The following is a 16501-nucleotide window of genomic DNA, read 5'->3' on the forward strand; positions in this document are numbered from 1 at the left end:
AAATTAATGACCAATTAGCGCGACATAAAGGTGTCTCACCACCTCCATGTCGCTGACCACATGCAACTGAAAAGGTATAGATAAATATTGATAGTCAAAGAAGAGCACCATCTTTCATTCATACAAAAAATATCATGATAAAAATCATTAATGACAATATTTTTTATAAAATCAATATCCGATATCATTACTCCAATAACCAACACGTCATATCTACAGAAATTTCACTGTCGATATCAGACTATCGCTATTATAAAACATTCAACCCTGTTTTTTTTATCATGGACTTTATTGAGGTGAGATACACCTCTTCACTTTTAAATAAATAAAATGAATGGGTTAAATCATAACCAGCCATAGCATATAAGCCTATATCATGAAAATAAAAATTACATAGAGGTTTTTCTCTCATGGCTGATGATACTGCCTTAGAATAAGTGAGAAATTCAATATTTTCATGAACAATACCATCTAATATTAAAGAAACATGACCTCGAGATGCCTCATATAAATCAGAATATAAAGATAAGAATTTCTTCTCGACATTTAAGAACCACCTTATTTTTTCAGGATCATTTCCTACATCAGCAAAGCTGATTATTTCTTCTGCAAGATATTCACCCCCAGACAAATAGTGTGTAAAGTGAGAGACAATAATTTCAATAAATAGATCATTTATCGAACTCTGATCATCAAAGTCTATATCATTCAATATTTTCTGCAACTTATTCATTTTCTTAACACATTCCCATTCTTGTCTAATGTAGCAATTCTATTGCCATTTTTATCTAGCAACTTCCAAGCACTACCGCCATGTGAATTGTTTCCTGCCCTATCAGGGGACAGTCTCCAACCAGTTTTAGGATCCACAAAATCAGCCTTACCACCAGAAACACTTTTTCTCTGATTGAAAAGTTCCAAATTAACTTTGTCACCTTTATCTAAATCAACCTTATAATCTTTTACAAAGTTATTTTTCTCACCAGAGCCTGTGGATTCTAATTTATTCCTGTCATCATCATCATTTTTAGGAGAATTTCCACCTGATGAACCGGTTCCTCCTATTTCTTTTTTCTCTTCAGCCGTCATATCTTTAGCAATATTAGGCTGTTTACCCTCATCATCTCCGGCACCATTCATTACATGGCCCGGCCCACGAGTTCCATCACGTGTTCCATCTCGCACCGCGCACTGCTCGCGAGTTCCTTCACAGCCGCCACCAACTTCGTCCCAAGATTCACCGTCACGGCTGACACTACCCTGGGTATTGTAGCCTACTGCACCTGCAGAGGCGGCACCCGCTGCGCCTGCCTCCCCCGGTAACGCCGGGGGAGGCATAGGTGCTGCCATCATGTTATTCTCAACCGCATTCTTCCCGGCCTGAGCGCCCGTGGTCGCTGCTGCGGTGCTATTCCCCACCACGCCACCGGCGATCCCTGCCGCCATGGTGCCCAGCAGGCTGACGAGCTGTTTTTGGTCCTGATTCAAATCCCCAGGTTTTGTATCCGGGAACATCTCGGCGGCGATATGCCTTGCCGCCAGCTCACCGCTGAATGCGCCCGCCGCGCCTGCTGCTGCATTGCCGCCTGAAAGCTGCGCCGCCAGAGCACCCCAGACCGCATGCGCCATCAGGTTAGCAGGTTCATTGACTTCGTCACCCTTGGTAGTGGCCCCTTTAATAACCTGTGCCATCACCGGGTTCAGGCCGCCCGCCAGAGCTTTATTGAAATCGCCCCCGGCGGCGCCCGCCAGAATGCCGCTCACCGACTGCGCTATCATCTGGTATTTACCGCCGATGCCGTAATCACCAAACGCTTTCTGGTAGGCCTCCGTATTACGCAGCTCTTTAGCGCTCATGTTGGCGTATTTACCGCCTTCCGCACGCGCGGCCTCCAGCGCCTTTGTGTCGCCATAGGTTGACACTACACTGGTCATCTGGCCGCCGATTTCACCCACCAGCTGCGCCGTCTGCAGGCGTTTTTGCTCTTCCTCTTTGTTAAAGATCTGCCCGATACTGCCGTTGGCATGTTCGGTGTCGCGACTCAGCGCAGCAACGTCCTGCTGCTGATTCGCCCTGTCACGAATTGTGATATTACCATCCGCCAAGGCGGATTGCGTGGTGCCATCGGCGTGGCCTTTCCCGTTCATCCCGGCCAGCAGCGTGCCGACGTTCGCCAGGCCGTTAGCGGCCAGCATTGATCCAGGGGACATATTCGTGCCGCCGGACAGGCTGATGCCGCTGTGGCTGACTTTATAGTCGGCTTTGTTGCCGATGTCAGAGAAGCCCAGCGTCCCGGTATCGAGGCTGTTTTTATCCGCCCCGGCCCGGCTGGCGATCACTGCCCCGTTCAACTGAGTGTGGTTGCCCACGGTAATGTCAAAGCCGCCGTTGCCGGCAAAAATACCGCTTTGTTCCAGCACCGAATCGTAGGTGCTTTTCATCTTGTCCTGGCTGAGGCTGATATAGCCGGAAGCACCACCGTCTGTGCCCCAGGTGTAGCTGCCTCCTGCGGCCATACTCGTCTGTTTGCTGTCGTAGCTATTCGAGTCTTGCTGGCTGCTGATCAGCAGGTCCCGGCCAATGTCGGCGATAACTTTATCGCCGTTAACCTGGGCCCCGTTCAGGATGGCATCGCGGCCGCTGGTGAGCGACACCGTGCCGCCGCTGTCGAGCGTGGTTTCCGTCCAGCTCGTGCCGTTCCCTTTGTCCTTACCGTTGGCGGCGTTGACGTTGGCAAAGACGCTGAGCCCCGCAGAACCGCTGTTCACGCCGAAACCGACGCCAATGCCTCCGCCACTGCTGCTGTTTTTGCCGGTGGTCAGCTGCGTGTTGGCCGCCCCGCTCAGCACAATGTCGTTGCTCGCCGCCAGAGAAGTGTCTCCTCCCGCTTTGAGCTGGCTGCCGCCAATCAGGATATTGCCGCTTTCCGCGCCGTTTCCTTTCCCGGTCGCGATGACATTCAGGTTATTCCCGGCCGTGAGACTCGAGCCTTTCACTACGTCCGATTCGGCGTGCTGCTCTGATTTCGATTTTTGTGTCGTCAGGGAGACGCTTACCCGAATGCCGTTATCAGGATCTTTGTCCGCACCTGCTTTCTGAGAGTTCAGATATGCCTGGCTCCCGGCCAGCGCCGTTTTGGTAGCCTGTAACGCGGCCAGCCTGCCGTCGCTTTCATTTTTCGTCGCTTGCGCAGTGGTCACCGCGCTGTTGACCGCGTCTCCCACCGCCCCGGAAAGCGCCACGGTCAGCCCGGTGCTCTTCTGCTCAAATTTCTCATCGCGGGTACGCTTGTCGTGCCCCGGCTCAATGAGAACGCTATCGCCAGTGACCGACAGATCCTTGCCTGCGACCAGATCGGCACCGCCGATGTGCGCCATTCCCCCGGCATTCACGCTGACGTTGCCGCCTGTAGATCCCACGGTGCTGATGCTCTGGCTCTGGGTGGTACCTTGCTCACGCAGATCGTGGGTACTTTTGCTGCTGCCGATGGTAAAGCCAATGCCGCCGGTGCCCATCAGGCCGCTCTTTTTGGTCTCCTTAAAGTGCCAGGCGGTGTCCGTGTCCGTCGCGGCCACGATATCGACGTTATGACCCGCGTTCAGCGCCACATTGCCGTCGCCCACTACGGACGAGCCTTTCACCAGCAGATCGTTACCCGCTCTCAGCGTCACGTTATCGCCGCTCAGCAACGTGCCGGCTTCGCGGGTCGAGCTGGTTTCGTTGATGGTGTGGGTCGTTTTGCTGCTCAGGAACCCTTTTTTGGTTTTGGTTTCTTCGTCGTAGTGATAGTCGCTGTCGGTCGCCGTGGCGAGGTTGATGTCCCGCCCTGCACCTACCCCGATATCCCCGTGAGCCGTCACCTGCGCGGCCTGGGTGTTAACATCGCGCCCGGCAATAATTGTGGTGTTCCCACCGCTGGCGATTTCTGTGCCTTGTTGACGCACGGATTCGTTGATATCGACTTTTTTCTTCGCGGTGTACTTATCGCTGTGGGTAGATTCCGCCGACGCTAAGTTAACGTCCCGCCCGGCCTGCAGCCCCACGCTGTCTTGTGCTGCCAGCGCCGCACCCATGCTGTTCAGGTCTCGTCCGGCAGCCAGAGAGAGATCCTTCCCGGCGCTAATGGCCGTGCGGGTGTTGCTGGTATCAATGATGTCCATGTTGCTGGTCTGGCTATGGCGGCTGTTCTTCGCCACGTCCAGCGTCAGGTCGTTCCCAGCCCACAGCGCGGCGCTGCCGCCAGCATTGAGATTGCTGCCGGTAACGGTCAGATCGCGCCCGGCCTGCAGGTTCAGGTTCCCCCCGCTGTTGACGTTACTTCCCTGATGGGTAACCGTTTCGTTGATGTTGCGGCCGCGCTGATCGCGCTCCACAAGCTGGTTGCCCGTAAGGGAAATGTTATCCAGCGCCTTCAGCAGCATATCGCCACCTGCGCTTAGGTTAGCGCCGGTATTGAGGATGTCTTTACCCGCGCTGAGGCTCAGGCTGTCAGTGGCTGTAATGGAAGCCAGTGGGCCCACTTCCGTATTCGAGAATGACAGAACCGGGTTATTACGCCCGCTGGCCTTGCCCCCCGTATCCCATTGGTGGGTCAGCGTCTGGTTAATGATGCTGCCGCCTACGCTCTCAAGGCTGACCTTCTGCCCGGCGATGGTGGAGCCAATATTGTTGATATTCCCCAGCGCGCTGAGCTGCAGGTCACCGCCCGAGTTAATTGCCCCGCCGTTAATATTACTGATGGCGTTCTGGCTGCTGGCGCTCAGCAGCGTTTTGCCCTGCAGCGTGCTGCCGTCATTGGTAATATTCCCGGCATTGAGGATCGTCTGATTCCCGGCTATCACGCTGCCGTTATTCACCGCAACGTCCTTCGGAGAGATATACAGTTTAGGCACGAGGACGTTTTGCCCGTCGATTACCGCGTTTTCCCACCACAGGATGCTGGAATCCAGCGCCGCGACCTGGTCAGCGGAAAGGCTGACGCCCAGCTTTAAGCCCAGTTTGTCACGAGCCTGAGCGGCATGGTCGATCAGGTATTGCATCTGCTCCAGATCGGATCCGACGCCGTTCACGTAGCGGTTGCCTGTCTGATTCAGGATCTGATTGCTGACATAGCGGGTATCAAAGGCCGCATCCCCGAGGAAGCGATGGTCATAGTCCGGGCGCAGGTTTAGGCGAGCGAGGAAATAATCCGAACCCAGGAATTTATTAGTATCGGTATAAGTGGCACGTGTTTCCTGTGGTGCACTTGGCCCGGCCATCCCGGCAAGCTTATAGATATCGTTGAACAGGCTATTGTCCAGCTGTCCAAGGCCATCCAGCTTGGGGTTGGTGACGATCAGATACGGGCTTTTCGGATCTTTATTCGCAACAAAATAGCCGTTATCGCTGGCGGGCAGCGGATAATCGCTGAGCTTAACTGGCGACCCGCTGGCCGTCAGCTTCGAGGTAATATCCGAGATGTTCGTCAGCTCAATGGGGCGATAATCATAGCCCGGCGGAGGTGGTGTCTTACCTCCGCTGGATTGCGCTATCACCTGAGCGGCAGCGGCGGCAATATCATCATTTTTATGACGAGAGGGCTCGCCCGATGGCTGTTTAGTCAGTTCTACGGCATCACCTTTAATAGCCGTGAGATTGCCGCCATTCGCCTTCGAATCCGCCAGGCTCGTTGCCTTGCCCGCCAAATCAATATCAGACCCGCCCTGCTGGCTTAGATTGACATCGGCGATCTTACCGCCGGCCTGACCATAGTCCGCGCCATTCTGCGGTCGGCTATCCACGGCAGCTAGTCCGCCGCTTCCGATTGGGTTTTCGATGTTACCAATCCCGGTTTCAGGCAAATTGATCGTTGCCTGCGGCGCGATCACATTATTATTGGTGCCCGTTTTTAGATCGGTGGCCTGTGCGCCGCCAGTTACACCAGGACCACCGGCTAAATTAAGCCCCGGCGCGTTTCGCCCAGGGGTATACCCTGGCGTATTCGCTGAGACAGACGTATTGCTGATGTTGTTGCTAAAGTTGGCGACGACTGCGCCACCGGCCTGAATGACAGAGCCAAACAGCTGCCCAAGCGTAGTCTGTTTATCTCGGCCAATATATTTATATGTAATATTTTGTTGATAAGTTTCGAAATTATTATTTCTGTTTTTGAGTCCGCCTGCAGGAATGGAATAATGGGCATAATCATCATCTTTATCTTGTCCATATTTATAAACAAAAGACTCAGTGACCGTACTATTTTGCCAACTTTGATTACTAAGCTGGTCACCTTGCAATATAATATTATTTACCCCAAGAATATTACTTGCATTATTCTCAAGAATACTGGCCGTGATAAAAGCATTATTTCCTGATGCAATACGTCCACTGCCACCATTACTACTCACGCTTACCTGTTTTTCATTTCCAATAAATTTTTGTGTGGCATACTCTTTAAAGGGGACATAGGTATATACAGATACCTGGTGTGAACTGCACCCCCCATTTCTGTTACCACAGTTTGACGCTTCCCAGAGATCGTACGTTAGATTGTATCCATACGTTCCTTCGGCAAGTGTGCTGTAATGAACTTTCAGCGTTGCCTCACCAAGTCCGGATATATTTGGAGGTGCTGTTGTTGTCGTTTTAACTGACAACCCGTCCCGCTCATTCAATAAATGCCCGGTGCGAATAGAAATATCGCCATTCTGCGTCTCGATACTTCCGGATGTATTCACCACTTCCGCGTTGGCGTTGCCCGCCGCATCACGCTGCATCCACAGGCTGTTACCCGCCAGAATATCACCGCGATAGTTGCGGATGCTGTTGGCAAACAGGCTCATATTATTGCCCGCATACAGCAGGGCACTGTTGAGCAGCGTCCCGCCTGCGCTGGCGATTAAATCACCGGCGGTGCCGACGAAGCCCGCGTTGTTGATGCCGTTCTGGCTGGTCAGGCGCAGTGTGCCGCCCGCCTGTACGCTGCCTGCGCCGTTCAGATTAAGCTGCCCGGCACTGAGGTGGCTTTCGCCGTAGCCCGCCCGAACCTGCCCGTTATTATTCAACGTGCCTGCGGCAGAGAGCTGCACGCCCTGGCCCTGCAGCAGGCCATTGACGTTAATATCCCCCTGGCTGCTGACCGCCAGCGTATTGCCCGCCGCCAGCGTGGTCAGCTGGTTGTAGCTGCCCTGGCTGTTAAGCGACAGGTTGCCCAGCGCCGCCACCTGCCCCTGCAGGCTGGTATTCCCGGCGTTGATCCCCATATTGCCCTGGCTAAGCAGCCGCGCCCCGGCAGCGCTGTTCACCTGGCTGGCCGTGATGCCCAGATTCTGTGTCGCGTACACGGTGCCGTTGTTGTCCAGTTGCCCTGGGTTAACGGTTAAACTGCCTCCCTGCAGCATGCCGTTATTCAGGATATAGCTGCCGCCGATCGTCCCCTGTTGCTGCGCCAGCACCGTCCCGCTGTTGCTCAGCGAGCCCGCATTAAGCGCCAGCGCAAAGCCCTGAACCCAGCCACCGTTGGTAAACCCTGGCGCGTTGAGCGTCAGCGTACCGCCGCTCAGGAGCTGCCCCTGGTTGTTACCGCGATCACGCAGGTCGAGCCGGGTATTGCCGTTGCCCTGAACGGTACCGGTGTTGGTTAGCTGCTGCGCCCCAAACTCCAGGCTGCCCTGACTTAGCAGGACCGCGTTTTGTCCGTTATCCAGGCTGCCGCTCAGCGTACCGGTGAGGGCAGAATTCGCTTCTACGCGCCCCTGGTTGTTCAGTGCGGCGGCGTTGAGCGTGACCGCATTGCCCTGAACGTGGCCCAGGTTGGTGATGATATTGGCCCCGACGGTCAGTAAGCCATTGGTCAGCAGTCTGGCGCCACTTTGCACATCCAGATTGCCGCTCAGCGAGAGACCCAGGCCTTCAACGCCGCTGATGTTGCCGCCGTTATTGAGCGAGTTGCCGCTGAGAGTAAGATTTTTGGCCTGAATCTGCCCCTGGTTTGTTAGCCCCGGCGCCGTGACCGTGGCCGCGTTATTGGCCGTGATGGCACCGGTATTCGTCAGGCCGGATGCAAGCGCCAGATCGAGGTTGCCGGTACTTTGCAGCGTGCCGCTATTTTGCAGTTGCTGAGCGTTCAGCTTCAGATACTGCGCCTGCCACAGGCCGCCGTTGGTCACGTTTTGCCCGGCCACCAGCATGGTGCCCTGGGTTTGCATGGCGCCGCCCTGCCGGTTGTTGATGTCCTGCTGAGACTGCAGGGTCAGCGACTTCAGGCCAATGACCGAACCCGCGTTGTCTATCGCCCCGTTGTTGGCCGTGAGGTTGCTGCCCTGAATATTGCCGCGGTTCAGCAGCGCGCCGCCGCTGAGCGTTAAATCCCCCTCGCTCAACACTGCGCCGGTGTTGTTTAACGTTCCGGCGGTTATCTGGCTCACGCCCTGGCTGAGCAAACGCCCACCGTTGGTCAGTTGGTTAGCAACCTGAGCCGTCAGCCCGTTGATCCCGAGCGCGCTGCCGCTGTTGTCCCAGTTCGTCGCCTTCACGTCCAGGGCCTGCCCCTGCATAATCCCGGCGTTGCTAATCTGCTGGCCGTTCAGCGCCAGCTGCCCGCCCGTGAGCAGTTTGCCGCCGGACAGGTTATTCACCGCAGAAGCGTTAACCGTCAGATCTTGCCCCTGCATCGTGCCCTGGTTGTCCACGGTATCGGCATGGACGGTCATTCCCTGCTGCGCCAGCAGGGTTCCCTGATTGGCGAGCGTCGACAAGTTAAGCGCCAGCGCCCCGCCGGTAAGCATTCTCCCGTCTTTCTGGTTCGTGACCGTCAGCGTGGATGGCGTGCCTGAGGCCAGGGTCAGCGCCGTATTGCCCTGCAGCAAGCCCGCGTTGTTCAGGGTATTCGTCGTAATCTCAACGGCGTCACCTGCCAGCGTGCCCTGATTGTTCAGGCTGGTCGTTTGCAGAGACAGGCCTTTCTCTGCCAGAAGTTTGGCCGCGTTGCGGTTGAGGATGCTGTCGGTAAAGTTCAGCGCCAGGCTGCCGCCCTGCAGCATGCCCTGGTTATCCAGGCTCGCGCCTGACAGCGTGAGCGCCTCCTTCACGGAGATCAGCCCCAGGTTGACCATCTGCGGAATGGTCAGGTTCAGCGAGCTGCCGCTCACGATCTGCCCACCGGCCAGGTTGTTGAGCTGCGGGGTATTCAGCGCCAGCGCATTGTCGCCCTGGAGCACGCCCTGGTTATCAATGCGGTTGCTGCTGAGGTCGAGCTTGCCTGCCGCAATCACGCCGCTGTTAGCCAGGGTTTCGTTCTGGGTGTGCAGCGTGTCTGCTGCCAGTAATTTGCCGCCGCTCTGGTTATTCAACTGCCCGGCGATATCCAGCGCTAAATTGCCCGCCGAAAGCGTGCCCTGATTATTCAGGCTGCCTGAGGTAAAGGTCAGATTGTCGCGGGCCTGAACGGTGCCAGCGTTGCTCACATCATTAGCGGCAATGTCGAGCTGGCCGCCGCTTAACAGCTTCCCGCCGCTCAGGTTATTCAGGACGCGAACGGCCGGAGGTGGCGCTGCGGCAAAACTTCTCAGCAGCATCAGATGAGGGCGGTTTGCCCCTGCACCGGACAGCGACAGGCCATTATTGCCCTGCACCAGCCCGCCGTTATTGAAAATGTTGACCGCCAGGCGCGCGTTATCCGCTGCCACCGCGCCGCTATTGCTCAGCGACTCTCCGCTGAAATCAAGCGTGCCGGTTGCCAGCAGCTTCCCTGTCGCCTGGTTGGTTAGCCCGTTTTGCAAGGCAAGGGTGAGTGCGCCCCCCTGCACGATGCCGCCGTTGTCGAGACTGGCGCCGACAATATTCAGCGCCTGCTTCGCCAGCAGCGTGCCGCTGTTTGTCACGGCGGCGCTATGGAGATCTAATCCGCTGTTGCTCTGCAGCGTTCCCCGGTTGTTAAGCGTGTCGGCCTGAACACCGACCTTTGTCGCGGCCAGTACGCCATTGTTATCCAGCTGGCCGGTGGCAAGCTGCAGCTCTCCCTGACTCAGAACCTGCCCGTCGTTAGTGACCGATTTATCGGTGTTAATCGACAGCCCGTCTTTGCCGGACAGCGAGCCGGTGTTGTGCAGATCGCCGCCTTGTAGCGTCAGGGTTTGTCCCTGAAGCAGCCCGGTGTTGTTCCACTGGCCGCCACGAAGATCAAGCCAGCCCCCGGTCAGCACTTTGCCTGCCGCGCCGTTGCCAAACTGAGTGGCGTTGAGCTTCAGGCCGCTGTCGCCCTGCAGCAGGCCATCGTTTTGCCCTTGCTGAGCAGACAAAGTGACGTTGTCACCAATAATTTGCCCGGCGTTAGTCCAGCCGTGAGCGGTCATTGCCAGCCGGTTGTCCGCCACCAGTGAAGCCCCAGCCAGATTGTTAAACTGCCCGCTCAGGTTCAGGTCCACGCTTTGGGCGTCAATGGCACCGAGGTTATCTAAACTTCCCCCGTCGAGCTGCAGATGTTTGCCGGCAGAAAGACTGCCCTCGTTGTTGAGTTCTGGCAGCGTCAGTGTGACGTCATCCCCGCCAGCCACCGTGGCACCTTTGTCGTTTCGCAGCGCAGCGGCAGTTAACTTGAGTTTTCCGTCAGCCTGAATCAGGCCGCTGTTATTTGCCTGGGCTTGCCCGGCATCAATACTCAGGGTAGAACCCGCGATAATCCCAGTATTGCTGAGTGGCCCGGTCGTCAGGCCGAGATCATTCTGGCTAATCAGCCGCCCGCCGTTGTTGAATGCCCCGCCGAATAAAATATTCAGCGCGTCGCGGCCAAGGATCTGCCCCGTGTTTTCGCCGCCGCTTTGCCCGCCGGTGAGCGTAATATTTCTCCCCTGCAGCCGACCGGCGTTATCCAGACGCGCAGCATTCACGGCAATATTTCCGTCAGTTAATAGCTGGCCTGTGCCACCGTTAGTCAGCGTTTTCCCCCGAGAGCTAATGGCCTGGTTACCCTGCAGCAATCCGTTATTGGTCAGGTCGTCAACCGTCAGGGCTGTATTGTTGGCAATCAGTTTTCCGGCGTTACTGCCTTTGGGGGTTGTCACCGAGAGCGTGTTGTCGGCGAGGAGCACGCCGCCGGCCTGATTATCCAGCCCCTGCGTCAGCCCCAGGTTCAGGTCGCTGGCTTCAATGCTCCCACTGTTGCTGAGGCTGGCCCCGTCGATCATCAGCCCTTGTTCGACGGAAATCAGCCCGGCGTTGTTCAGCTCAGGAATGGACAGCGACAATCCGCTGCCGCTGAGAATTTTCCCCTGCGCGAGGTTGTTCAGCCCCGTGGCACCCAGGCGCAGCGATTTTTCACCCTGCAGCAGGCCACCGTTGACGTTACGCTGACTGTCGACGCTGAGGTCGGCCGCCGCCAGCGTGCCCTGGTTTTCGAGGGTGCCACTGGTCAGTGCAAGTTTGTCCTTGCCGAGAATTTTACCCGTGTTAACAAGGTTATCCGTCGCGGTCAGGTTGAGGATGGACAAGCCAAGCAGCTTGCCGCTGTTGCTCATCTGGCTGGCGTTTAGCGCCGCGCTGTCGGCCTGAATCTCTCCCGCATTGCTCATCTGGCGAGCGGTAAGCGTCAGCTGCCTTTCAGCCAGGACGGTGCCCCCCGTGGCGTTGTTGAAGGTGTCGCCTGTGGCTTTGAGCGCGGAATCCCCTTGCAGCAAGCCCGTGTTAGAGAGGTTTTGTGCGTCCAGAACGGTACTGTCGGCCATTAACTGGCCGGTGTTATCTAACTCAGGAGCAGACAGCTGCAGGTTGCGTTTGGCTGCCAGCACGGCGCCGGCAAAGTTAGTGACTTTGTCACGCAGTTTTAGCTGAAGATCCTGCGCTTCAATGCGACCCCGGTTATCAAGCGTTAGCCCTTCGAGGGTTGCGCCCTGGTTAGCGGAAATTACCCCCGCGTTCACCAGGGCCTGAACGGTCACGTTCGCCCCTCCGCCGCTTTGCAGCCAGCCCTGGTTGGTCACGCTCCCGGCGTTGAGATCAAACTGACCGCCGGAGATGACGCCCTGAGCGTCCGGCTGGCCGACGATAATTTTTCCTTGTGGGCCGTTATTCAGCTCCCCGCTAACGCTGGCCGTTAAGCCCTCGCTGCCGCTGATCAGCCCGCTGTTATTCCATTGCCCCGCGCCGATCGCGAGATTTTTTCCCTGCAGGCTCCCGGCGTTATTGAAGCTGCCAGCCGAGAGCGAGAGCGCATCTTTCGCCAGCAGGGCACCACCGGCCTGGTTGTCTACCTGCTGGCCAGCTTTCAGCGTCATCGCCTGAGATTCAATATTGCCGCTATTCGTCAGCATCAGACTCTCAATGGCCAGCCCCTGCTGAACGGAAATCAGGCCGGCATTGGTGAGCTGCGGGATGCTGAGCGCCAGGCCGCTGCCGCTGATGATTTTGCCGCCGCTGCGGTTAGCCAGGTCCGCGGCCGTTAACGTGAGATTCTGCCCGCCCTGAATCAGGCCGCCGTTGTCCAAAGAGGTTGTTTTCAGGTCGAGGGAGGCTGCGCCCAACTGCCCGGTGTTTTTTAGCTGCGCCGCCGTGGCATTCAGGTTTTTCTCAGCCAGCAGGCTGCCCGTGTTGGTCAGGGCGGTCTGCGCCGCTACGTCAAGCGCGGAGGCCGCGACCTGACCGTCATTGTTGAAGCTACCAGAGGTACTGTGCAGGCCGTTGCGGGCGGTGATTTTTCCGCCAGTCTGGTTGTCGATATTCCCGGCAATAGCCAGCGTTAGCGCATTGCTGTCCAGCGAGCCCCGGTTGGTAAAGTTCAGGGCATTAAGCTGTAAGTTGTTTTGTGCCAGTAGGGCGCCACCGGCCTGTTGCACAATATTGTCTGCGGTGAGCAACATTGCGTCATCAGCCTGAATATTCCCGCTGGTGTCGATCTGTCGGGCTCCAAGCGTAACGGTATTCCCTTTCGTGCTTCCGCCGTGTGTCAGCGTGCCGGTGTTAATCACGAGCGCACCTTTTGCGGCCTGGGTGCCTCTCAGCGTGGCGCTATTATTGGCCTGCAGCAGCATATTGCCTTCAGATTGCAATTGCCCGCCGGCCAGGGTTTCAAATCGCTCGCCCTTGAACGTCAGATCTTTTTGCGCGGTGATTTGCCCGGCGCTTTGTAGCTGCTGAGTCACCAGCTCAAGGTTGCCCCCGCTTGCCAGCGAGCTTCCCTGTTGGCCGTAAAACTGTTGGCTGCTTAACGTCACATCCTGCTTGCCGTTAATCGTACCCGCATGGCTGACGCTGCCAGCCTGGAGTGCAAGTTTACCGTTACTCAAAAGCTGGCCATTGGGGCCAACAGTAAAGGCATTGCGGCTGGTCCACGCCTGGTCGTTGCCGCTGCTCAACATGCCGTCTATCCAGGCATCCCCGGTCGTGGCCGTGAGTCCTGCCCCAGCCAGCATCTGGCCGCTGTGCGTGAATGAGCCGAGGTCGAGCTGGATATTGTGCTGCGCCTGGACATTACCGCTGTTGTTGAAGCTGCCAGCTTTGGCGTTCAGGTCCCCGTTGGCCGTAATTTGGCCGCTGTTGCTTAACTGGTCAGCGGATAATGCAATGTCACGCCCTGCCGTCAGCTTACCGGCGTTGCCCATGCCTGCCGCCGCGCTGGCCCGAATCGCACCGCCCGCGTTGGCTTCGCTGGCCGCATCCGTGCTTACCGCCCCGGCATTGAGAGCAATGTCATTGCCTGCGGTGAGCTGGCCGTTGTTCAGCGCCAGTTTTCCGCTGCCGTTCAACGTGATGTCCCGATCGCTGGCTAACTTACCGTTGGCGACGGTGATGTCAGAGCGGCTATTAACCTGCGTTGCGCCCCCGCTTTTATGCTCGCCGCTCAGGGCGACGTTATCCGCCTGAGCCGTGAGATCCCCGCTCGCAAGGCTGTTATTCAGCACCAGCTTGCCGCTGGCATCCAGGGTGATGTCGCCCTGGCGCGCGTTCAGGTTCCCCAGGTTGACGCCCACGCCTTTGTCACTGGACACAAGGTGAATACGGTTGGCATACATACCGCCCAGCGCACCGGTATCCACGGCAACCACGGGCGCGGCCCCTTCTCCGGCTATCGGCGTGACCGCACCCGTGGATGACACGCGGTTGGCGCCCACGGTCACCTTCAGATCTTTGGCGTGAATACCGGCGTTGACTTCCGTTGCCCGGGCAATGATCGACAGCGCGTCGGTTTTGCTGGCATCCAGGCCCTGGCCTTCAACCGTGATGGTGCCTTTGCTGACATCCAGCGCCAGCAGGTTACCTGCGGCATCAAACTGAGGTTTGCCCGTGGTCAGCGTGGCATTGGGGGTATTGATAAATCCGCAGCCGTTACAGGTAATACCGTAGGGGTTAGCGACCATGACGTTGGCCGCCTTGCCCGCCACTTCGGTATAGCCCTGCAGCTGTGAGCGATTGCCGCCGATGACTTCATTGATGATGCCGGTCGCTTCCTGCCCGGCCCGGAGGTTAGGGTTGTTCTGAATCAGCCCCCCAAGCTGAGTTTGCGTCATCTGCCCGGTGGCATTGTTAAGAATCAGTCCCTCTTTTCCGACGTTATAGTCCTGGAACTGGTTATGGGAAATACCCGCCTGGTTGGGCGCGGCGATGTTAACTACCGGGACGCCGTTTCCGGCCTGATCCATCTGCGTACCCGGCGTGACCGGGTTGATGGTCGCCGCCACCGCCGGAAAGACCGGCTGCCCGGCGATCAGGCAGATGATGAGGTAACTTAACAGGCGTTGCGCTAATCCAACCGGGTGCTTATCCATATTTTTACCTTAAATCGCCAGGCCCAGGCGGTAATAAATCACGAGATGATCCGGTGCCAGATAGCCCGGATAGTGAAGCGGCGTACCAACGGTGAACTGGCTGGAGGAGTAGCGCCCGGCCACGGAGAGGCCTGCTGAAGCGCCCCAAAGCGTGCCGGAAGCCTGCCGATCTTCGTTGTCATTGCGCAGCCATCCGCCATCCACGGCAGCGTTCAGGCTGACTTCACCCAGATAAGGGAGGCTGAACAGGGCATAGTTCAGTTCGTTGCGAAGATAGCCCCCGTTATCGCCGGAAAGGTATTGCTCTTTAAAGCCACGCACCGAGCTTTCACCGCCTATCGTTAAGCGCTCGCTGCCGTAAAGCCGATCGGGCGACCATTGGCCGTAGACGCTGGTTAACCACCAAATTTTTTGCGTCAGCGGGCGCTGAAAACTGCCGCTCAGGCTCCATTTTTTGAATTCTGCTTTTGGCACGTCGCCCCGCTTGCCGTTATCGTTTTCGGCCCCAAACCACGGCACGCCGTGGCTGAATGATGGGTTCAGGGTTGCCACGCCGCCCGCGATTTTCTGCGTGTGGTTAAGGCCGAACTGCAGGCTGGTGAGCTTCCGGCTACTGCTAAGCAGCGGTGCATCGTTCAGGTAGTTGCGGCTGATCCGGTGAGTCAGGCCGATGGAGGCGGCGGTTTTTAAGTCACCGTTTCGGTAAAGCACGCGGGAGAAGTTCAGACGATGTGTTTCGGCTCGCCCGGTCGAACGCCACAGATAACCTTTGTTATCCAGGGTGGTGAGATAGTCGCTCCAGCTGTAGCTGTAATCGACGAGGCTATAGCCCCAGGGCACGTTGACCCCGGCCTGAAAGCTTTGGGCATCATGGTCGCTGGCGAAATCGCTGCTACGTCCGCCGCTGATAAACCATTTATCAGCCAGCCCCAGCGGATTATTGGCGGTCAGCGAGGCGGTGAGCTGCCCGGTGCCGGTGCTTTTTTGCCCACTGTTATCAAACCCTACGGCGGCGGAAAACGGAAATTCAGGCGTTGCCGTGAGATTGACAATCGATTCCCCGGCCTTCTCGCCCGGTAATATTTCAATTTGTACCGGCGTGGTGCGTAACCGGTTTATTTGCTCCATCCCCTGCTCAATATCGCGCAGGTTAAGTATTTTCCCTTCCAGTCCCGGAAACGCCATTTTTAGCTGGCGTGAAGGAGCCCCTTCAATACGAATAGCCTGCAGCCTGCCCTCCAGCACCGCAATATGCAGCGTTCCCCCCGAAAGATCCTGCTCGGTCAAAAATGCCCGGCTGGTGATATATCCGCGGCTAATATACCAGTCGGAAATATCCCGGGTTAGCTGATTGATCTTCGCCATGCCGAGGCATTGATTAATATAGGGCGTAATCAGGCGATTCCGGGCCGGGTCGGAAAGCAGCGTGGCATTTTCAATATCAATATGGCGAATGGTGAAGCAAGGTCCCTGGTCAGGTTGGGCCACAGGGCTTGCCAGTCGGGGCTGGAGGCTACGCTGGATCTCCTCTCGCTGCTGCCTGTTCTGCAACAGCAAATCCTGCTGCTGCTGGAGAATAGTGTCCCTGTCAGCAGGCGTCAGCGGCGCGGCATGGCTTAGATCCGTGTAAAACAGCGCGCACAGAAAGGCGGCCGTATAATAATGGCGCATAAAATAAGAGTCTATTTCTGTCATTTCTTTTTAGTATGCCAGTGCAGCAATAAATAAGAAAAGTCTTAAATAAATGCCCTATTAATATTGGTAG

3 protein-coding genes are annotated in these 16501 nt (G+C 56.8%); all 3 read right to left on the reverse strand.

The window, feature by feature from the left end:
- Nucleotides 1-250 precede the first annotated feature (250 nt).
- From LH86_RS16855 to LH86_RS16865, 3 genes are read right to left on the reverse strand one after another with little or no spacing between them, the layout of a single operon-like run.
- Complete coding sequence (locus LH86_RS16855) at nucleotides 251-733, reverse strand: hypothetical protein (RefSeq protein WP_039303700.1); 483 nt, start codon at nucleotides 731-733, stop codon at nucleotides 251-253.
- Nucleotides 730-14736: a hemagglutinin repeat-containing protein gene (locus LH86_RS22475; protein WP_039303703.1), complete on the reverse strand. Its 14007-nt coding sequence runs from the start codon at nucleotides 14734-14736 to the stop codon at nucleotides 730-732. Before LH86_RS22475 ends, LH86_RS16855 begins: the two co-directional genes overlap by 4 nt.
- 9 nt (nucleotides 14737-14745) lie before the next feature.
- Complete coding sequence (locus LH86_RS16865; RefSeq protein ID WP_039303705.1) at nucleotides 14746-16407, reverse strand: ShlB/FhaC/HecB family hemolysin secretion/activation protein; 1662 nt, start codon at nucleotides 16405-16407, stop codon at nucleotides 14746-14748.
- Between the last annotated feature and the right edge of the window lie 94 nt (nucleotides 16408-16501).

Source organism: Cedecea neteri (assembly GCF_000758325.1).
GTDB lineage: Bacteria > Pseudomonadota > Gammaproteobacteria > Enterobacterales > Enterobacteriaceae > Cedecea > Cedecea neteri_B.